Origin of the sequence: Mesorhizobium sp. ES1-4, from assembly GCF_020164745.1 — a bacterium.
In the GTDB taxonomy this organism is placed as follows: Bacteria; Pseudomonadota; Alphaproteobacteria; order Rhizobiales; family Rhizobiaceae; genus Mesorhizobium.
The window spans coordinates 19,673-39,137 of sequence record NZ_JAIUGV010000011.1; the positions used below are offsets into that span (position 1 = coordinate 19,673).

Below are 19,465 nucleotides of genomic sequence, written 5' to 3' on the forward strand. Positions count from 1 at the left end.
AGGTTGAAAGTCATGCGTCCGGCGGCAGAACCTGAAGCACCCGCGCTATGAACATATGGAACTCAGCCATGTAGTTGCGCAGGAAGTCCTCGGTGGATTCAACCGTCACCTCGCCGTCGTCCGTGATCAGCCCCGGCGTGAACTGGATGTAGGCTTCGGGGGCATTCATCTGCGGCGAGTTGCAGAAACTCAGAACGCTGCGCAGACTTTGTTGGGCTATAGCGGTCGCGATGGCGCCCGGCGATGTTCCGATGACGGCGGACGGTTTGCGCGCGAATGAATTTTTGCCGTAGGGGCGGCTGGCCCAGTCGATGGCATTCTTCAGTCCGCCAGGGATCGAGCGGTTATACTCTGGCGTGACGAACAGCACGGCCTGGACGGAGGCGATCGCCTTTTTGAAAGCCTGGGCGGCCGGGGGGAAATTGGAGTCATAGTCGTAACTGTAGAGCGGCAAATCGTTGAAGGCGATTTCCGTCATTTCGAGCTCGGGCGGGGCAAGTTGAACAAGCGCCTTCGCGAGCTTGCGGTTGATGGATTCCCGGGCAAGGCTGCCGATGAGATAACCGACCTTGTGTATGGCCATGACACGCTCTCCGTGTTTGCCACCCGCACCCTCAGGCATTATCCACCGGATGGTGGCCGATCGCCAGCCCGCTGTTGCCGCCGCCCCGAAATCAGCGGGTGGGTAACAAAAATATTGCGCTGATCCCCCTTCTTATGAAACCGTGTGCCCCGACTGGCCGTTGAAGCCATGCTCATATGCGGCCGCCGCATTCCGGTTCACAGCAAGGGATTTTCACAATGTTTTCAACCAAGCACCTGGTCGGCGCCGTTGTCGCGCTGGGCCTGTCAGCCGCTTCCGCGAACGCTCAGGTCGTCGTGTCCTCGAAGATCGACACCGAGGGCGGCGTGCTCGGCAACATTATCCAGCTCGTTCTCAACGCCAACAACATCAAGACCACCGATCGCATCCAACTCGGCGGCACGCCCGTGGTGCGCAAGGCGATCACCGCCGGTGAAATCGACATCTATCCTGAATATACCGGCAATGCCGCCTTCTTCTTCGAGAAGGCCGATGATCCGGTGTGGAAGGATGCCGCCAAGGCCTATGAGACGGCCAAGAAGCTCGACTACGACGCCAATAAGATCGTCTGGCTGTCGCCGGCGCCGGCCAACAACACCTGGGCGATCGCGCTGCGCAAGGAAGTCGCCGAAACCAACAAGCTCGCCACACTGTCCGACTTTGGCAAATATGTCGCCGGCGGCGGCAAGGTGGTGCTGGCGGCCTCCGCCGAGTTCGTCAATTCGGCTGCAGCCCTGCCGGCCTTCCAGACCACCTATGGCTTCACACTGAAGCCGGATCAGTTGATCACGCTCTCGGGGGGCGATACGGCAGCAACCATCGCCGCGGCGGCCAACCAGACCAGCGGTGCCAACGCCGCCATGGTCTACGGCACCGATGGCGGCATCGCACCGTCGGGCCTCGTCGTGCTCGACGACGACAAGGGCGTGCAGCCGGTCTACCAGCCGGCGCCGATCATCCGCGAATCCGTGCTGAAGGAGCACCCGGAAATCGAGACGCTGCTGAAGCCGGTCTTCGCCAAGCTCGATCTGGTCACGCTGCAGGAACTGAACGGTCGCGTGCAGGTCGGCGGCGAGCCGGTCAAGGGCGTCGCCGAGGACTTTTTGAAGAAGAACGGGTTTTTGAAATAGTCGGCCAGAGATCTCGGCACAAGTGCAGGTTGAACAGGTGCGGTCGGCGAAGCTGCCAATCTCCCCCCTTGCGCCCCGCAAGGGGGGAGATTGCGCTTCGCCTTGGCTTTCGCCAATCGTCGGCGAAAGCTCTTCTCTCTGCCGGAGCGCTCCTCACCGGGGGCAGCCATGACCATACGCTTCGACAAGCTCGGTGTGGTGATCGCCGCGCTCGCCGCTTACGGAGCGTTTCTCGCGCCGTTCGCCACCTTCCGCGCCAACCGCATCGTTCCCGGTCAGGCACGCTCGATCCTTGAAGCCTTGCCGGAAACGGCCGGTCCGCTGCTTTTGGCGATCCTCGTCCTGGCAACCTTTGTCGCCCTGTTCAGGACGCCGCTCGTCTTGCGCCTCGCAGCCAGCGTCGTGACGCTTGTCGCGGTCGCGCTGCTCATCGGCGTCGCCGGTACCTTCCTTACTCCGGCCGGCAATACCTTTGCCCGCGTCTCGCCGGCCTCCGGCTTCTGGATACTCATTTTTGCCTTCACGCTTTTGCTCGCCGACGTCCTGACCAGGCTCGACCTGTCGCCCTGGGCGCGCATGGGCGTGCTTGTCGTTGCTGCGCTGGCCATAGGCTTGCTGCTGATTTCGGGACGCTGGGACAGTCTCTCGATCCTCAAGGAATATTACAACCGCGCCGACAGCTTTTGGGCCGAGGGCTCCAAACACGTGACCCTGGCGCTCGGCTCGTTGCTTGCCGCCGTGATCGTCGGCCTGCCGCTCGGCATCCTGTGCCATCGCGTCGAGAGCCTCCGGGCTGGCGTCCTCAACGTCTTGAACATCATCCAGACCATTCCTTCGATCGCGCTATTCGGCCTGCTGATCGCGCCGCTCGGCTGGGTCGCACTCCATGTGCCGGGGGCTGCCGCGCTCGGTATAAGGGGCATCGGCACGGCGCCCGCCTTCGTCGCCCTGTTCCTCTATTCGCTGCTGCCGGTGGTGGCCAACACCGTTGTCGGCCTTGCCGGCGTGCCGCGTGCCGCCAACGACGCGGCACGGGGCATGGGCATGACGGACCGCCAGCGCCTGTTCGGTGTCGAGTTTCCGCTGGCCTTTCCGGTGATCCTGACCGGCATCCGCATTGTCCTGGTGCAGAATATCGGCCTTGCCACCATCGCCGCGCTGATCGGCGGCGGCGGGTTCGGCGTGTTCGTGTTCCAGGGCGTCGGCCAGACGGCGATGGACCTGGTGCTGCTCGGCGCAATGCCCACCGTGGCACTCGCCTTCGCCGCGGCCATCATCCTCGACGCGGTGATCGAAATGACCGCCACCAAGCGCAGGGTAGAGACCGCATGATCGAGATCGAAGGCATCACCAAGCGCTATGACGCGACGACGGTGGTCGACAACGTTTCAATGGTCATTGAGCCGCGCACCATCGCCGTCATTGTCGGCACTTCGGGGTCCGGCAAGACGACGCTGCTGCGCATGATCAACCGGCTGGTCGAGCCGACATCAGGCATCATCAGGCTCGATGGCGCCGACAATCGATCGGTGCCCGGTTACGAACTGCGCCGCAGCATCGGCTATGCAATCCAGGGCCACGGCCTGTTTCCGCATCGCACCGTGGCGCAGAACATCGCCACCGTGCCGGTGCTGCTTGGCTGGGACAAGGCTCGCATCAAGGCCCGCGTGGATGAACTGATGACGCTCTATCAGCTCGACCCCCAGGAATTCGGGCCGCGCTACCCGCACGAACTGTCCGGCGGCCAGCAGCAGCGCGTCGGCGTTGCCCGCGCACTTGCCGCCGAACCTAACGTGCTTTTGATGGATGAGCCGTTCGGCGCACTCGACCCGATCATCCGCACCAAGGCGCAGGAGGATTTGCTGGCGATCCAGAAGCGCTTCGGCACCACCATCATCCTCGTCACCCATGACATGGAGGAAGCCGTGCACATGGGCGACAAGATCGCCGTCATGGATGCCGGCAAGCTGGTGCAATATGCCAAGCCCGCCGAGATCCTGGCAAGCCCGGCAAGCAGCTTCGTCGAGACCTTGGTCGGCGCGAGTGAGAGGCCATTCAGGCTGTTGTCGCTCGGCCGGGTGCGTGACGCGGTGGAGAACGGCACCGCCGATGGCGAGGCGATCCCCGGCGACGCCAGCCAGCGTGATGCGCTCGCGGAACTTCTCTGGTCCGGCAGGCCGGCGTTGCCCGTGGAGGGCGCCGACGGCAAGCCGCTCGGCCGCGTCACCATGGATGGCCTGGTCAAGCGGGCGGCGAGGCCGGCATGAAAGCCTGGCTGCCCCTGCTGCTCAGGCTTGCGCTGGTGGTGTTGCTGGTTGCCTTCATCACCAGCCCGGGTTGGTTCGCGCCATTGCTGAAGCCGCTGACCGAAAACAACGCTCCCGCGATCTACAACCAAGGCAGCCTGCTGACGCTGACGCTGCTGCATCTGCGAACGGTATTGATCGCGACCGTCGCGGCCACCATCGTTGCGGTGGCGCTCGCCATCCTCGTCACCCGGCCTGCTGGCGCCGAATTCCTGCCGCTATCACGCAGCCTGGTCAACATCGGCCAGACCTTTCCGCCGGTGGCGGTGCTGGCACTCGCCGTGCCGGCGGTCGGCTTCGGCGAGAAGCCGACGCTGATCGCCCTGTTCCTCTACGGCCTGCTGCCGATCTTCGAGAACGCGCTCACCGGACTGACGACGCTACCGGCCAATGTCGTCGAAGCGGCGCGCGGTGCCGGCATGACCGGCTGGCAAAGGCTCACCAAGGTCGAACTGCCGCTCAGCGCGCCGATCATCCTCGGCGGCATCAGGCTGTCGGTGGTGATCGGGTTGGCCACCGCCACCATCGGCTCGACGGTGGCCGCCAGGACGCTCGGCGAGGTGATCATCGCCGGCTTGCTGTCGAACAATCTCGCCTTCATCCTGCAGGGCGGTCTGATCGTCGCGGCGCTTGCGGTGCTCATCTATGACGGACTGTCCGCGGTCGAGCGCTACGCGGCCCGCCGCATGGGCAGAGAGGCGGACTGACTCGTGCCCGAGGCCGGGATCGATTTCAATCGATCTAACCGCCGGGCGATCACGGCGCGCACTCGCCCGTCTTCACCTTTTGGGCGAAAGCCGGGCAAGAACCGAACAATATCTTGACGTTCGCAGCCCTGTTTCGCATACACCGATGCGAAGAGGGGGATTCCATGCACGGGATTCCGTCTTTGTCTCAACGGCCCAGGGAGGGGTTCTTTTGGGCCAACAATCGAGGAAAACCCGGCAATGACCATAATTTCCGCCGTCATCGCCTGCGGCTTGCTTTCTGTCCTTTACGCCATATGGGCGACACGATCGGTCCTGGCGGCCGATCAGGGCAACGCACGCATGCAGGAAATCTCCGCCGCCATTCGCGAAGGCGCGCAGGCGTATCTGGCACGCCAATACACCACCATCGCCATCGTCGGCGTGGTCGTGCTCCTGCTCGCCTGGTGGCTGCTGTCGATAACCGCCGCCATTGGCTTCCTGATCGGTGCCGTTCTGTCGGGCGCCGCCGGTTTCATCGGCATGCATGTTTCGGTGCGGGCAAATGTACGCACCGCGCAAGCGGCTTCCAACAGCCTTGCCGCCGGCCTCGATATCGCCTTCAAGTCGGGCGCGATCACCGGCATGCTGGTTGCTGGCCTGGCCCTGCTTGGCGTGTCGATCTATTACCTCATCCTCACTCATTTCCTCGGCCTTCAGCCCAACGACCGGATCGTCATCGACTCGCTGGTCTCGCTCGGCTTCGGCGCCTCGCTGATCTCGATCTTCGCCCGCCTCGGCGGCGGCATTTTCACCAAGGGCGCCGATGTCGGCGGTGATCTGGTCGGCAAGGTCGAAGCCGGAATTCCGGAGGATGATCCGCGCAACCCGGCCACCATCGCCGACAATGTCGGCGACAATGTCGGCGACTGCGCCGGCATGGCCGCCGACCTGTTCGAGACCTATGCGGTGACGGTTGTCGCCACCATGGTGCTTGGCGCCATCTTCTTTGGCGGCACCGCCATCCTTGGTGCCGCGATGCTCTACCCGCTCGCCATCTGCGGCGCCTGCATCCTGACCTCGATCGTCGGCACTTTCTTCGTCAAGCTCGGCGCCAACGGCTCGATCATGGGCGCGCTCTACAAGGGCCTGATCGTTACCGGCCTGCTGTCGGTCGTTGGCCTCGGCGTCGCCACCTCGGCCACGCTCGGCTGGGGCGAGGTCGGCACGGTCGCCGGCATCGCCATCACCGGCAAGAACCTGTTCATCTGCGGCCTCATCGGCCTGCTGGTGACCGGTTTGATCGTGGTGATCACCGAGTACTACACCGGCACCAACAAGCGTCCGGTCAACTCGATCGCCCAGGCGTCGGTTACCGGCCACGGCACCAACGTCATCCAGGGCCTCGCGGTCTCGCTGGAATCGACGGCGCTGCCGGCGATCGTCATCGTCGGCGGCATCATCGCCACCTACCAGCTCGGCGGCCTCTACGGCACGGCGATCGCCGTCACCACCATGCTCGGCCTCGCCGGCATGATCGTGGCGCTCGACGCTTTCGGCCCGGTCACCGACAATGCCGGCGGCATCGCCGAAATGGCGGGCCTGCCCAAGGAAGTGCGTCACTCCACCGACGCGCTCGACGCGGTCGGCAACACCACCAAGGCGGTGACGAAGGGCTATGCTATCGGTTCGGCCGGCCTCGGCGCGCTGGTGCTGTTCGCGGCCTATTCGAACGATCTGAAGTTCTTTGCCGCCAATGGCGACAAGTATCCCTACTTCCAGGGCATGGGCGAGATCTCCTTCGATCTGTCCAATCCCTACGTCGTTGCGGGCCTGATTTTCGGCGGCCTCATTCCGTACCTGTTCGGCGGCATTGCCATGACGGCGGTCGGCCGCGCGGCAGGCGCCATCGTCGAGGAAGTGCGCAAGCAGTTCCGCGAGGATCCGGGCATCATGGCCGGCACCTCGAAGCCGAACTATGCGCGTGCGGTCGATCTCCTGACCAAGGCGGCAATCCGGGAAATGATCATCCCCTCGCTGCTGCCGGTGCTGGCGCCGCTCGTGGTCTATTTCGGCGTGCTGCTGATCTCGGGCTCGAAGGCGTCCGCCTTCGCCGCGCTTGGCGCCTCATTGCTCGGCGTCATCGTTAACGGCCTGTTCGTCGCCATCTCGATGACTTCGGGCGGTGGCGCCTGGGACAACGCCAAGAAGTCGTTCGAGGACGGTTTCACCGACAAGGACGGCGTCAAGCACCTCAAGGGCTCCGAGGCACACAAGGCTTCGGTGACCGGCGATACGGTAGGCGATCCCTACAAGGACACCGCCGGTCCGGCGGTCAACCCGGCGATCAAGATTACCAACATCGTGGCGCTCCTGTTGCTGGCCGTGCTCGCACACGGCTGACCGAGAGCGGTTGAAAAACAAACCCGCGGGGAGCGATTTCCGCGGGTTTTCATTTCAGGTGACTGGCCGCTTGGTCCCGGCGATCCATCCCATGGCAAGCCGGCTTGGGCTTGATCAAACAAAAACCCGTGGGATCGCTCCCACGGGTTTTCGGTCGCCTGAGACATTTGTTCCCCAGGTCGGGGAAGCAGGATTCCTAGCAATTCCAGGAAGAGTGCGTAGCAGTTTTCCGTCCGGAGTTGCGTGAAAACAAAGAGTTGGAGCGGTTCAGCGATTCCACCAAGCACTGAACCGCACTACGGATCAGGGAGTGCCGCCACCGGGAATGCCGGGCGCCAGCTTGCTCGCGCCGTTGATGATCTGGCTGAGGAAGTTCTGGTCCTTGCCGCCGGTCGGCGTGGTGCGCGAAATGAAGTCGAAGATCTTGCCATCCTTCAAGCCGTATTTGGCAATCTGGGTGACGCGGCTGTCAGGGCCGAAATAAACCGCCAGCACCTTCTGGTCGACCAGCCTCGGCTTGTCGAAGGCGACGTAGCGCTTGCGCGTCTGCGAGATGTAGTAAAACGCCTCGTTATCGAAAGTCGCCGTGGTTGACGGCGTGCCGAGCGCCAGAAGCACCTGCTCGCGGCTGGACCCGACCGGCACCGAATCGATCGCCTGCTGATCGAGGACATAACCCTGGGTGAACGTCTCGCTCGGACTGAGGTCGCCGACCATCTTATTGGTGTGGCATGCGGACAGCGCCGCTACGACAGCCAGCAAAGAGATCGCACCGGCAGCACTCGAAGTGAAAGTCGACTTGAAATTCAGCGCGCGCAACAACAATTCTCCATTCCATCGCCGCAACTTGCGCTGGGCCGCAAAACCGGTAAACCAGCTTGCTTGCCGATGCAACAAGGCCATTCAACAAACGGTCCCCGGAGACCATCCCCATGTTCCAGCGCCTTTTTGGCCGCGAACGCCATGCCAACCGCGCCATCACCGACGCGCTTTACGCACAAATCGTGGCGGCGGCGCGGCAGGCTGTTTTTTATTCCCATTGGAATGTGCCGGACACGCCGCTTGGCCGTTTCGAGATGCTTTCGCTGCACATGTTCCTGCTCCAGCACCGGCTGCGCGGCGAGGACGGCGTGGCGCAGGAGATCGCGCAGGTGCTGATCGACGAATTCTTCCTCGACGTCGATCATTCCCTGCGGGAACTGGGCATTGGCGATGTCGGTGTGCCAAAACGCATGAAGAAGCTGGCGAAGATGTTCTATGGCCGCACCGCCGCTTATGATGATGCGCTGGAACGAAACGATCATGAAGCGCTGGCTGCGGCCCTTGCCCGCAACGTCCGGCCCGATGCCGGCGCCTGGCCGGAAGCATCGCGTCTGGCCGGGTATGTCGCCGACGCCAGCCGGCAACTGAGCGCGCAGCCGGCCGAATCGATTGTTGCCGGCACTGTGGCATTTCCAGGAGCCAACGGAGGCTGATCGATGAAACACGCGGATATGAAAAGCGCGGTATCCTTTTTCGCCAATGTCGCCCGGCTGCCGCAGAAGGGGCTGCCGGTTGTGATCGAGGCCGACGCCGAACAGCGCGCCGCACTCGCCGAGGCGCATGGGCTGCTGTCGGTCGAAGCCTATCGCGCCGAACTGCTGGTCGCGTCGTGGAAGCGCAATGGCGTCAAGGTCAGCGGCCGTGTCGAAGCCGACATCACCCAGGCCTGCATCGTCACGCTCGACCCCGTCCCGGCGCATATCGATGAGCCGGTCGAGGCACTGCTCTTGCCGGAGGACTCCAAGCTCGGACGGCAGGGGTTCGAAGGCGGCGGCGAGATCCTGCTCGACGCGGACGGGCCCGACAGTCCCGAGACATTTTCGGGCGACACCATCGATGTCGGGGCGCTTGCCGAACAGTTCTTCGGATTGGCGATCGACCCCTATCCGCGCAAGCCCGGCGCCTCGCTTGGCGCCGGTGAAGATACCGGATCGGCCGAGAATGAATTTCAGCAAAAACTGCGATCCTTGCTGGGAAAATCCTGAAAACCTCGCCCACGACGGAAAAGTCGGTTGTGCGACAGCCCAAAACCGCTATTTTCGCCGAACCTTTGCGATCACTAAAGCGACTTGCCGCCTAACCGTGAGATGAATACCGCGTGATCAGGATTTCCATCGATGCCATGGGCGGCGATCACGGACCAACCGTGGTCATTCCAGCGCTCATGACGGTCGCGACCCGCCGTCCCGACATCCGCTTCGTCATCTACGGACGTGAGGAACTGGTTCGCCCCGAACTGGCCAGGTTCCCCAAATTGGCCGAGGTCTGCGAGTTCTTCCACTGCGAGATCGCGGTCGGTATGGATGACAAACCCAGCCAGGCGCTGCGCCATGGCCGCTGGAAATCGTCGATGTGGAAGGCAGTCGAGGCGGTCAAGTCGGGCGCCGCGGACGCATGCGTCTCCGCCGGCAACACCGGTGCGCTGATGGCGATGTCGAAATTCTGCCTGCGCACCATGGCCACCATCGATCGCCCGGCGATCGCGGCATTGTGGCCGACATTGCGTGGCGAAAGCGTGGTCCTGGACGTGGGCGCCACGATCGGCGCCGACGCGCACCAACTCATCGATTTTGCCATTCTCGGTACCGGCATGGCGCGTTCCGTATTCGGAATCGCCCGGCCCACGGTCGGTCTGCTCAATGTCGGCGTGGAAGAGATCAAGGGCCAGGAAGAGGTCAAGGAGGCGGGACGCATGTTGCGCGAAGCCAACATGGCCTCGATGAACTATCATGGCTTTGTCGAAGGCGACGACATCGGCAAGGGTACGGTCGACGTCGTGGTGACGGAAGGCTTCGCCGGCAACATCGCGCTGAAGACGGCGGAAGGCACCGCGCGTCAGATAGGTGGTTATCTCCGCGCCGCGATGAGCCGCACCCTGATGGCAAGGATCGGCTATGTCTTCGCCAGGGGAGCATTCGACCGCCTGCGCGAAAAGATGGATGTCGGCCGCTCCAATGGCGGGGTGTTCCTGGGGCTGAACGGCATCGTCGTCAAAAGCCATGGCGGCGCCGATTCAGACGGTTTCGCCGCGGCGATCGAACTCGGCTACGACATGGTGCGCAACAATCTGCTCGACCGCATCGAAGCCGACCTCGATCTGTTTCATGCGCGCAACCCGCATGCCCTGACATCTAGGAAATCCGACGTCGTTACCGACGCAAAGGAATAGGAAAGAATTTTGATCAGATCAGTTGTGCGCGGCACGGGCGCCGCGCTGCCCCGCCGCATCATGAAGAACGCCGATTTTGAAGGCATGGTCGAGACCTCCGACGAGTGGATTGCCCAGCGCACCGGCATCCGCCAGCGTCATATCGCGGCTGATGACGAGACGACGGCGTCCCTGGGCGAAGCCGCGGCGCGCGCCGCCCTTGCCGATGCCGGATTGACCCCGGACGATATCGATCTGATCGTGCTGGCGACCTCGACGCCCAACAACACGTTCCCGGCCACCGCGGTCGAGATTCAGAACCGGCTCGGCATGCATCATGGCTTTGCCTTCGATATGCAGGCGGTGTGCTCCGGCTTCGTCTATGCGGTGACGACAGCCGATCTCTATATCCGCGGCGGCCTGGCAAGGCGCGTGCTGGTGATCGGCTCGGAGACTTTCTCGCGCATCCTCGACTGGAACGACCGCTCGACCTGCGTGCTGTTTGGCGACGGCGCCGGTGCGCTCGTTGTGGAAGCGGGCGAGGGTGCCGGCACGATCGCCGACCGGGGTGTGCTGGCGGCCAGCCTGCGTTCCGACGGCGCCCACAAGGACAAGCTCTTCGTCGACGGCGGGCCGTCGACGACGGGAACGGTCGGTCATCTGCGCATGGAAGGCCGCGAGGTCTTCAAACACGCGGTCGGCATGATCACCGATGTCATCGAGGCGACCTTCTCGGCCGCAGGCATCGCAGCCGACGATCTTGACTGGTTCGTGCCCCACCAGGCCAATAAACGGATTATTGACGCTTCGGCGAAAAAGCTCGGGATAGCAGAGCAAAAGGTGGTGGTGACCGTCAATTTGCACGGTAACACCTCGGCTGCTTCCGTACCGCTGGCGTTGTCGGTGGCCGTCGCCGACGGTCGCATCAAGAAGGGGGACCTGGTGCTCCTGGAGGCGATGGGCGGTGGCTTCACCTGGGGCGCCGTCCTGGTTCGCTGGTAAGTGAATAACGGTCCGGTTTCGGTCCTTGACCTTGCCGGATCAATTACTTAGGCTCTGCCTTTGTTGTGCCGATTTTATGTTTGAACTGATGGGACGGTCGCATGGGGGGAAAAACACTTACGCGCGCCGACCTTGCCGAGGCCGTCTACCGAAAGGTCGGTCTGTCGCGTACTGAATCGGCCGAACTCGTCGAGGCGGTGCTGGACGAAATCTGTGAAGCGATCGTGCGCGGCGAGACGGTCAAGCTGTCGTCCTTCGCAACATTTCATGTCCGCTCCAAGAATGAGCGGATCGGGCGCAATCCCAAGACCGGGGAGGAAGTGCCGATCCTGCCGCGCCGGGTGATGACCTTCAAATCGTCCAACGTGTTGAAGAACCGCATCTTGCGTTCCCACCAGAACAGCAAGGCCAAGGGCGGCAAATAGCCTCCATTGCACGGTTGAAAAACCGGCCCCGCGATGATGGCGGGCTTGAATATTGCTTCACAAACCGCTGAAATAAGGTCCGATTCGGCAGCATGGCCGGATTGGTGTTCTGGCGTATGATCGATTCCGCGCTGGCGGAACAAGCTCTTATCCTCTTTGAGCGTGATCTCGTCTGAAGACCGTTCCGGGCCACGCTCCAGCGTGAGGATTTCGCCCATGGACAAGAGCCCTGACGCCTTCCGCACCATCAGCGAGGTCGCCGAAGATCTCGACCTGCCACAGCATGTGCTGCGTTTCTGGGAGACGCGCTTCAACCAGATCAAGCCGATGAAGCGCGGCGGCGGCCGTCGCTACTACCGGCCGCAGGATGTCGAACTGATCAAGGGCATCCGCCATATGCTCTACGATCAGGGCTACACAATAAAGGGCGTGCAGAAGCTGCTGCGCGAAAACGGCAATCATTTCCTGGTCGCCATCGGCAATGGTGACATGGCCGCCGTCGAGGCGATCTCGCAGCGCAAACAGGCCGACCAGGTGCCGCTGACGCCGGCCGCGCAGCCGCGCAGCGGAGATGATGAACTGGTTGGCCAGCCAAGGGTGAAGCCCAGCCGGCGCTTTTTCGGCATGGGCAAGAGCGACGAGGAAGGTCCGGTTGCGCCGGACGCGTCGAAACTCTCGCGTGACAATCGCGCGCTGCTGCAGGAGGCGCTGTTCGACCTGCTGGAATGCAAGCGCCTGCTTGACCAGGTGCGCTGACCGCGCCCGAGTGCCTTCGACGCCTCGAAAACCGGAACCGCCGGTCGGGTGAGGCGTTACGTTTCCTTCTGCAAGGCAAGGAAACGCGTGATGGCATCATATTCGACCCTTTCGGACATCGACCTCGAAAAGCAGGTTGCGGCTCTCTCGAGGGAACTCGCGGCGTTGCGCAAGGCAGTGTCAAAGCGGGGTGGCGCTTACTATGAAGGCGGCCGCGTTGCTGCGCTCGATACATATTCGGATCTTGCGGAGCGTCTGCGCGATGCCATGCCGGCGATCCGCAAGCAGGGCAGGGTCATCGAAAGATCGGCCCGCGACCATCCCGCGGCAGCCGCCGCGGTTGGGCTTGTGGTGCTGGGCCTTGCAGCCAGCCTGCTGTTCAGCCGGCGCTGACTGCCACCCCGGGACAGGATGGCGGTTCGCCTTAACAGGCCTGGCCGCCATTTCCATTCATATCAGCGGCTTGTGATGCCGCTCTGGCAGCTGGCACGAAGCGCGTCGGCATAAAAGCCCATCGCGCCCTTATGCCGCCCGCGCAGGAAAGCGGATTGATCGAGGCGCCACAGCCGTTCGATTTCCGCGGCGATCGCCGGATTCGTCCATGTGCCGTATCCGGCCGCCGAATAGACGGTCGCCTCGCCGCTGTAGAGACGATCGTCGGTAACCAGGAAGTCGATCCTGATATAGTCGAGGTCGCCGGCTATCCGGGGTGCGATCAAGATCGCGTGGCGAACATAGTCGATGAGCCGCGCGTTGACGGGCAAGGCCTGATCCTCGGCGGGATAGTCCGGATCACGGCCGGGCAACGGATTTGCTTCCCGGTCGAACAGCAGCGAACGCCTGGCGTGCTTATCCTCCGCCCAGACATGGCATATCGCGCCGCTGCAGACATGGACCTTGATGTCGGTGGCTATCGTGCCACCGGAAAGCGCCAGCCGCTCCTCCAAGAAAACAGTCGGTACGACAGGCCAATAGGCCCATTCGCCATTGCGCCGGCCGTAGCGTTTCTTGAGCCAGCGGCTCGCCTTGCGCACGATGGCAGTGCGATCCGGCTCGCCATCGGAGACGAATATGTTCATTGCGCTGCCATGGTTTGCCTTGACCACGATGTCTCCGGCCAGCAGGCCCGCCGGGATGTCTGCGGCGTCGCGCCCGGACCAACGTGTTTCTGGCGTGGCGATCCCGGGACAAATGTTCCGGATATGGGCCTTGGCCGAGAGCTTGTCGGTCAGCGTCACGAACAGCGGGTTGCGATCGAGGATTTTTCGCCACAGCAACAGCTCATGGTAACGCACGGGTGCGGCCGGATTGGGCAGATAGCCCAGCTTCACGACAAATCGCACGACAAGGACCGGATGTCGCAGCGTTAGCCACAATCGCGCGATTGACAGGACAATGCGATCTGTCCGGGAAAGATCGGCCTTGGCCGTCATCGGGATACCTGGCTTTGTTGGCGAAGCCTGACCCGGTGTTGCATCCAGGTCAGAAAGATCCCCTGCCGTATCGCGATTTGGCGTCGTGCGAAAGATTTCGATTATCGTCGCGGGCTTGGCGTCGAAAGTCCTGGCCCGGCGGTGTCATTCGACAGGCCCGATTTATGTCGTGCATGTCGTCGCGCAACCCAGAGAAGACCAGCCTTGAACAAGAAGGCAAGGCCGGTCTTCTCGTTGGCAGTCCGGTATGGCCTAGGCCTTCTTCATCATCTTCTTCATGTGGTGGTGATGATGATGGTGGTGATGATGAGGGCGAGGGTGGTGGCGATGATGATGATGGTGACGATGCTTTACCATCGGGGCAGCGTCCGCGCTCGTCGCGCCGATACCGGCACCGTGAAAGCGATTGCAGCTGCAAGCCCGAGGGCCGAGAGGAGGGTCTTCTTCATTGGATCGTTTCCTTTTTTTCGCGGGCATATTAAATCGGGTCGATAGCCCGACCGCCGCGCATGGAATTACGCTCCAGAATTTTTTCGTCAGTATTTCCCGATTGTAGAATTTGGTTTCTGAACTGTTTCTGGGTAACCGGAGGGCTTGCACCGTTGTCAGGGTGCTGGCCGAAAGCGGTATCGCCTCTTCTGGCTCAAATCGGCGCGTAGAATCCGCGATAAGCGTCTCCGGGAAACCAGCCAAGGCCTGCTTGGCGGATTTCCTGTTGATGCCATGGCGTTCTCCGGCAGGCTGGACTTGCCGATTTGCAGGCCGCGCGTGTTTATACATGCGGCATCCAAATCCGCGCCAATCGCATCTGCCGTGCATCGGGTCTGAACCGTGAGTTTTTCGATATGAGCCTGGACTCCGTTGTTGCCTTCTTCGCGGCTCACGCGCCTGATGTCGAAGTCATCGTCACGCAAGCGAGTTCGGCGACGGTGACGCTGGCGGCGGAGGCGCATGGTGTGTTGCCGGCGCAGATCGCCAAGACGATCTGCCTTCGCGTCGGCGAGCGCACCATGCTGGTGGTGACCAGCGGCATCGCCAGGCTGGACAACCGCAAGTTCAAAGACCAGTTCGGCAGCAAGCCGCGTATGCTCGATGCCGCCGAGGTTGTCGAGGCAACCAGCCATCCGGTCGGCGGCGTCTGTCCGTTCGGCCTGCCGGCGCCGCTGCCGGTCTACTGCGACGTCTCGCTGCGCGAATTCGCCGAGGTCGTACCCGCCGCCGGCGCCGCCAATGCCGCTGTCCGGATTGCACCGCAGCGCATGGCCGATCTTACCAGTGCCGAGTGGGTCGACGTGTGCCAAGCCCAGTAGCCGGAGCTTGAGCCGGGCAAAGCAGGCGATTCGACAATCGGGTGATGCGGCAGAAGGACCTTCGGGGGCAAGTCCTGCTTAATAATGGTCGGAGTGGCCGGATTCGAACCGACGACCCCTTGACCCCCAGTCAAGTGCGCTACCGGGCTGCGCTACACTCCGGACCGGTCGCGATGTATCGTGATAACCCGGCTCGGGTCAACCGGTTTCCGCGATAATTATCTCGCCGCGACGGTGGGTTTGAATGCGGCGGGCAATACCGGCTGCAACAGCCGCTGGTGGCGGTATTCCAGGGCGATGGCGCCCCAGATCAAGCCGAGCAGCAGGTACATATGGCGCCAGTGGTCGATGTCGATGAAGGTGCCGAGCCCGATATTGCCGATGAAGGCGACGTAGGCGCACAACAGGTAGGGCTGCCACGGCCGGTCGCGCAACAGGATGCGGAACCCGGTTGAAATCGTCCAGACGACCAGCGTCAGGAACGAGACGAAGCCGAGCCAACCATAATCCATCAGCATCTTCAGCCAGATGTCATGCGTGTCCTCGCCGTAGATCGTGCCGAAGACCAGCGGCCCGATGCCGAACGGATGCTCCATGGCCATCTGGAAACCGATCGTGTAACGGGCGAAGCGGCCAAGGCGGGCGGTGTCGTAGCTCTGTTCGAGATGGGCGCGGTTGAAAAACATCTCCGCCACGCCAGGCAACTGCAAGATGACGATGATGGCGATGGCCAGCAGCGACAGCGCGGCGATGGTCATGATCACCACGCGCAGCCGGAACATGCCGCTGGCGCTCTGCAGGAACAGGCAGCCGGTGAGCAGGACGGCCGAGACCGCGAACATGCCCCAGGCGCCGCGCGAGAACGAGAAGAAAATGCCGGCACTGATGACCAGCAGCGGCACAGCCAGCAGCGGCATGCGTGTGACCGGTCCGGTCAGCAACAGATAGAGCAGGTAGATGCCGGGCAGCACCAGGAACGGGCCGAACACGTTCGGGTCCTGGAAGGCACCGGCGGCGCGGTCGTATTTGGTGAACATTTCCGCGCCCGGGAAAGCATGGAAATAGCCAGCAATGCCAAGCAGCGACGTCGCTACCGCCGAAACGACATAGGCATTGAAGATCAGCCGGTAGAGGCTGGGCTGCGTGGCGGTGACCGATGCGAAGAACACCGCGCTGAAGGCGAGAAACAGTGACACCGCAAGATAGAGCGGCGTGTTGGCGAGGTCCGCCATCTGCGTCATCGAGATCATGCCGCCGATGTTCATCGTCACCAGCAGCACCAGCAGCGGCATGGCCGCGCGCGAAATCCTCAGGCCGAACAAGGCCCAGATGGCGATCAGCGCGGCCATGTAGATTTCGTAAGGCGCCGGCTCGCTGATGACGAAGCCGGATAAAAGAATACCGAGCACAACCGCGCCCGAGGAAATCAGTGCGATCAGCTTGGCGTTGACCGCCGCGCGCGGCAGATCATGGCTGATCGCGCTCAATAGGCGTTTTCCGTGTTGAGCAGCCGAATCGGCGTCAGGAACAGGATCCGCAGATCGAACAGCAGCGACCAGTTCTCGATGTAATAGAGGTCGTATTCGGTCCGCATGCGGATCTTTTCATTGGTGTCCATCTCGCCGCGCCAGCCGTTGATCTGTGCCCAGCCGGTGACGCCGGGCTTGACCTTGTGGCGCGCGAAATAACCGTCGACCACCTCGTTATAGAGCAGGTTGTGCGACTGCGCGGCAATGGCGTGCGGGCGCGGACCGATGAGCGACAGCGAGCCGAACAGCGAGTTGAAGAATTGCGGCAGTTCGTCGATCGAGGTCTTGCGGATGAAACGGCCGACGCGGGTGACGCGCGGATCGTTCTTGGTCACCGTCTGCTTGGCCGTCGGATCCGACCTGTCGGTGTACATGGAACGGAACTTGTAGACCTCGATCACCTCGTTGTTGAAGCCGTGCCGTTTCTGCTTGAACAGAACCGGCCCCTTGCTGTCGAGCTTGATGGCGATTGCAGTGGCCAGCATCACAGGCGAGAACGCGACGATGCCGATGAGGCTGAAGATGATGTCGAAGGCGCGTTTGGCGACTGAATCCCAGTCGTTGATCGGCTTGTCGAAGATGTCGAGCATCGGCACCGAACCGATGTAGGAATAGGCGCGCGGACGGAACTGCAACGCATTGGAATGCGCCGACAACCGGATGTCGACCGGCAGCACCCATAGTTTCTTCAGCAATTGCAGGACGCGCGATTCGGCGGTCAGCGGCAACGACACGATCAGCATGTCGATACGGGCGATGCGGGCGAATTCGATCAGTTCCGAAATGGTGCCGAGCTTGGGATAGCCGGCGACGAGGGCCGGCGAACGCTTGTCGCTGCGATCATCGAAGATGCCGCAGATGCGGATGTCGTTGTAAGGCTGCTTTTCCACCGAGCGGATGAGCGCTTCCGCCGCTTTGCCGCCGCCTACGATGACGGCGCGCCGTTCCATGCTGCCATCGCGCGCCCAGCGCCGGATCAGCTTCGACATCACCAGCCTGAGACAGAAGAGGCAGACGAAGGCGACGACGAACCACGTGCCGAGCAGCAGGCGTGAATAGTCTTGCGACATCTTCAAGGCGAACGCCGTCAACGCCATCAGGGCGAAGGTGCCGGCCCAGACCAGAATGATGCGCCCAAAATTGGCGATCGGCCGCATCAGCGACACCACCTGGTAGCAATCCGTGACATCGAGCAGCACCACGGCGAGGAACGACGCGGCGGCCATCATCAGCGGGTATTGCCAGGCGAGGTAATTGAAGAACCCGACATAATAGAAATAGACGCAGAGCCCGGAGACAAACAGCACCGCGAACTCGACCATGCGCAGCACGCCGCTGACCATGATCGGCGACATCGTATCGCGCCGATATTGCGACGCCACCTGCCGGGCAACGTCGTTCATGCCGCCAGGCTTGTCGCCGTCGGCGGGGTCGTCGAATTTACGCACCGCCTCCGATGAAAAGCGGCGCGCGGGATCAATGTCGTTCATGGAACAGTCCGCAAGCTTCCCCGGGGTGATTAGCAAAAGAGAGCTAAGAAACCCTTGAAACAACCTATGGCTTTGGAAGGGCTCGAGCTAACTTTGGAGCGCGGCGAAGTAGGCCTTCTCGATTTCGGCGGCCATGACGTCGGCGCCGAAGCGTGCCCTGAGCGTGGATTCATCGGGCATTAATTTGCGGTAGGCGGCAAGGTCTCCCAGCGCCTGGCTCATCTTGTCGGCGAGTTCAGTCGGATCTGGCCGGATCAGGGCAGGGGAGTCCGAACCGAAAATCTCCGGTATGCCACCAACCGACGTCGCGATCATTGGTCTTGCCGCGGCAAGTGCCTCCAGCACGATATAGGGCATGGCTTCGGCGCGCGAAGGAACGACGACGAGCGCCGCCAGTATAAAGGCCTCCCGGGCCGGCATCGGCGGCAGAAAGCGGACATTGCCTTCAAGCCCGAGGCGTTTCACCTGCGCATGATAGCGGGGCAGGTCGTCGCCGTCGCCGACCATCACCGCATGCGGCGCGCGACCGAGTCGGGGAGCGGCGGCGGCCAGGGCATCGAGGAAGATGTCAGGGCCCTTGAGGTCCCGCATCATGCCGATATAGAGCAAATCGGCCGCATCGGCCCTGGCGGTCACCGGCTCGAATTCGGTGTCGCGCAGTCCGTTATAGACCAGCGTGTTCGGGATCGGCGGTTCGCCCACCTTCCTGCGATAGGTCCGCCGTTCGTAGTCGGACACGAACAGCAGGCAATCGGTGAAGCGTGCCATGAAGTGCTCGAGGGCGAAGAACAGCTTTCCGGTGACGGTGTTCTCGTCATAGTGCAGAGAGCCGCCATGCGGCGAATAGAGGCGGGCCACGCGAGACCTTGATACCCGCAACAATGAGCCGAACAGACGGGCATAGGCGCCACCCTTGGCGCCGTGCCCGTGCAACACGTCCGGCCGCAATTCCTTGATGATCCTGTAGGTGCGCCGGGCCGAGGCGATATCGCCCGGGCCGACATGGCGCTGCATCGGCGTGCGATGGATGCCGAGCGCCAGCATGTCCTTCATCTGTCCGAACAGACGCTCCTCGAATTCGCCGCCTGTGGTCGAGTCGCAGACGATGCCGACCATGTGGCCGGCGGCGACCTGCGCTTCCGTCAGGTCGCGCACGTGCCGGAAAATTCCTCCGACTGGTGAGCGGAAGCAGTGGACGATCCTGAGCTTGTCCGCCACGAGG

General features: G+C 62.5%; 20 protein-coding genes and 1 tRNA gene. 14 read left to right on the forward strand and 7 right to left on the reverse strand.

The annotated features are described in order from the left end of the window. Positions 1-10: 10 nt before the first annotated feature. Positions 11-583, reverse strand: coding sequence for an NADPH-dependent FMN reductase (locus LB556_RS21080; protein ID WP_224569865.1), 573 nt, complete (start codon positions 581-583; stop codon positions 11-13). A gap of 218 nt (positions 584-801) precedes the next feature. Here LB556_RS21080 and LB556_RS21085 point away from each other — a divergent pair, with 218 nt between their 5' ends. From LB556_RS21085 to LB556_RS21105, 5 genes are all read left to right on the forward strand, one after another. Next, positions 802-1,713 carry an ABC transporter substrate-binding protein gene (locus LB556_RS21085; protein WP_224569666.1) on the forward strand — a complete coding sequence of 304 codons (912 nt, stop codon included), beginning with the start codon at positions 802-804 and terminating at the stop codon, positions 1,711-1,713. Positions 1,714-1,881: 168 nt separating this feature from the next. Beyond that, a complete protein-coding gene (locus LB556_RS21090; protein WP_224569667.1) occupies positions 1,882-3,045 on the forward strand; it encodes an ABC transporter permease in 1,164 nt (387 codons plus the stop codon). Continuing rightward, the gene (locus tag LB556_RS21095; RefSeq protein WP_224569668.1) at positions 3,042-3,980 is read left to right on the forward strand and encodes an ABC transporter ATP-binding protein; all 939 of its coding nucleotides are present in this window, start codon (positions 3,042-3,044) and stop codon (positions 3,978-3,980) included. Before LB556_RS21090 ends, LB556_RS21095 begins: the two co-directional genes overlap by 4 nt. Beyond that, positions 3,977-4,726 carry an ABC transporter permease gene (locus tag LB556_RS21100; protein WP_224569669.1) on the forward strand — a complete coding sequence of 250 codons (750 nt, stop codon included), beginning with the start codon at positions 3,977-3,979 and terminating at the stop codon, positions 4,724-4,726. Before LB556_RS21095 ends, LB556_RS21100 begins: the two co-directional genes overlap by 4 nt. 240 nt (positions 4,727-4,966) lie before the next feature. Continuing rightward, positions 4,967-7,108 (forward strand): sodium-translocating pyrophosphatase, encoded by a 2,142-nt coding sequence (locus tag LB556_RS21105; RefSeq protein ID WP_224569670.1) that lies wholly within the window; start codon positions 4,967-4,969, stop codon positions 7,106-7,108. A gap of 303 nt (positions 7,109-7,411) precedes the next feature. Here LB556_RS21105 and LB556_RS21110 read toward each other — a convergent pair whose 3' ends face one another. Next, positions 7,412-7,927, reverse strand: coding sequence for an outer membrane protein assembly factor BamE (locus tag LB556_RS21110; RefSeq protein WP_224569671.1), 516 nt, complete (start codon positions 7,925-7,927; stop codon positions 7,412-7,414). 113 nt (positions 7,928-8,040) lie between these two features. On the opposite strand from LB556_RS21110, the gene LB556_RS21115 reads away from it, so the two are divergent. From LB556_RS21115 to LB556_RS21145, 7 genes are all read left to right on the forward strand, one after another. After that, positions 8,041-8,583 carry a ubiquinol-cytochrome C chaperone family protein gene (locus LB556_RS21115; protein ID WP_224569672.1) on the forward strand — a complete coding sequence of 181 codons (543 nt, stop codon included), beginning with the start codon at positions 8,041-8,043 and terminating at the stop codon, positions 8,581-8,583. 3 nt (positions 8,584-8,586) lie between these two features. Beyond that, positions 8,587-9,135, forward strand: a complete 549-nt coding sequence (locus LB556_RS21120) for a YceD family protein (protein WP_224569673.1) — start codon at positions 8,587-8,589, stop codon at positions 9,133-9,135. A gap of 113 nt (positions 9,136-9,248) precedes the next feature. After that, positions 9,249-10,319, forward strand: coding sequence for a phosphate acyltransferase PlsX (gene plsX, locus LB556_RS21125; protein ID WP_224569674.1), 1,071 nt, complete (start codon positions 9,249-9,251; stop codon positions 10,317-10,319). A gap of 9 nt (positions 10,320-10,328) precedes the next feature. Next, the gene (locus LB556_RS21130; RefSeq protein WP_224569675.1) at positions 10,329-11,300 is read left to right on the forward strand and encodes a beta-ketoacyl-ACP synthase III; all 972 of its coding nucleotides are present in this window, start codon (positions 10,329-10,331) and stop codon (positions 11,298-11,300) included. A 101-nt stretch (positions 11,301-11,401) separates the two neighbouring features. Beyond that, positions 11,402-11,725, forward strand: coding sequence for an integration host factor subunit alpha (locus tag LB556_RS21135; protein ID WP_010915609.1), 324 nt, complete (start codon positions 11,402-11,404; stop codon positions 11,723-11,725). 216 nt (positions 11,726-11,941) lie between these two features. Beyond that, a complete protein-coding gene (locus LB556_RS21140; protein WP_224569676.1) occupies positions 11,942-12,481 on the forward strand; it encodes a MerR family transcriptional regulator in 540 nt (179 codons plus the stop codon). A 90-nt stretch (positions 12,482-12,571) separates the two neighbouring features. Next, on the forward strand, positions 12,572-12,874 hold the full coding sequence (locus tag LB556_RS21145) for a hypothetical protein (protein WP_224569677.1): 303 nt from the start codon (positions 12,572-12,574) through the stop codon (positions 12,872-12,874). Between the two features lie 62 nt (positions 12,875-12,936). On the opposite strand, the gene LB556_RS21150 is transcribed toward LB556_RS21145, so the two are convergent. After that, complete coding sequence (locus tag LB556_RS21150) at positions 12,937-13,812, reverse strand: ATP-grasp fold amidoligase family protein (protein ID WP_224569678.1); 876 nt, start codon at positions 13,810-13,812, stop codon at positions 12,937-12,939. A 306-nt stretch (positions 13,813-14,118) separates the two neighbouring features. On the opposite strand from LB556_RS21150, the gene LB556_RS21155 reads away from it, so the two are divergent. Continuing rightward, a complete protein-coding gene (locus LB556_RS21155) occupies positions 14,119-14,409 on the forward strand; it encodes a hypothetical protein (RefSeq protein ID WP_224569679.1) in 291 nt (96 codons plus the stop codon). Between the two features lie 350 nt (positions 14,410-14,759). Beyond that, positions 14,760-15,224 (forward strand): YbaK/EbsC family protein, encoded by a 465-nt coding sequence (locus LB556_RS21160; RefSeq protein WP_224569680.1) that lies wholly within the window; start codon positions 14,760-14,762, stop codon positions 15,222-15,224. 85 nt (positions 15,225-15,309) lie between these two features. Here LB556_RS21160 and LB556_RS21165 read toward each other — a convergent pair. The 4 genes from LB556_RS21165 to LB556_RS21180 all read right to left on the reverse strand — a co-directional run bounded on the left by LB556_RS21165 (position 15,310) and on the right by LB556_RS21180 (position 19,461). Next, a tRNA-Pro gene (locus LB556_RS21165) sits at positions 15,310-15,386 on the reverse strand. A 56-nt stretch (positions 15,387-15,442) separates the two neighbouring features. Then, positions 15,443-16,711 carry an O-antigen ligase family protein gene (locus LB556_RS21170; RefSeq protein WP_224569681.1) on the reverse strand — a complete coding sequence of 423 codons (1,269 nt, stop codon included), beginning with the start codon at positions 16,709-16,711 and terminating at the stop codon, positions 15,443-15,445. Continuing rightward, positions 16,708-18,243, reverse strand: a complete 1,536-nt coding sequence (locus LB556_RS21175; protein WP_224569682.1) for an undecaprenyl-phosphate glucose phosphotransferase — start codon at positions 18,241-18,243, stop codon at positions 16,708-16,710. The genes LB556_RS21170 and LB556_RS21175 overlap by 4 nt, the downstream gene beginning before the upstream one ends. A gap of 87 nt (positions 18,244-18,330) precedes the next feature. Beyond that, complete coding sequence (locus tag LB556_RS21180; RefSeq protein ID WP_224569683.1) at positions 18,331-19,461, reverse strand: glycosyltransferase; 1,131 nt, start codon at positions 19,459-19,461, stop codon at positions 18,331-18,333. Positions 19,462-19,465: the final 4 nt, after the last annotated feature.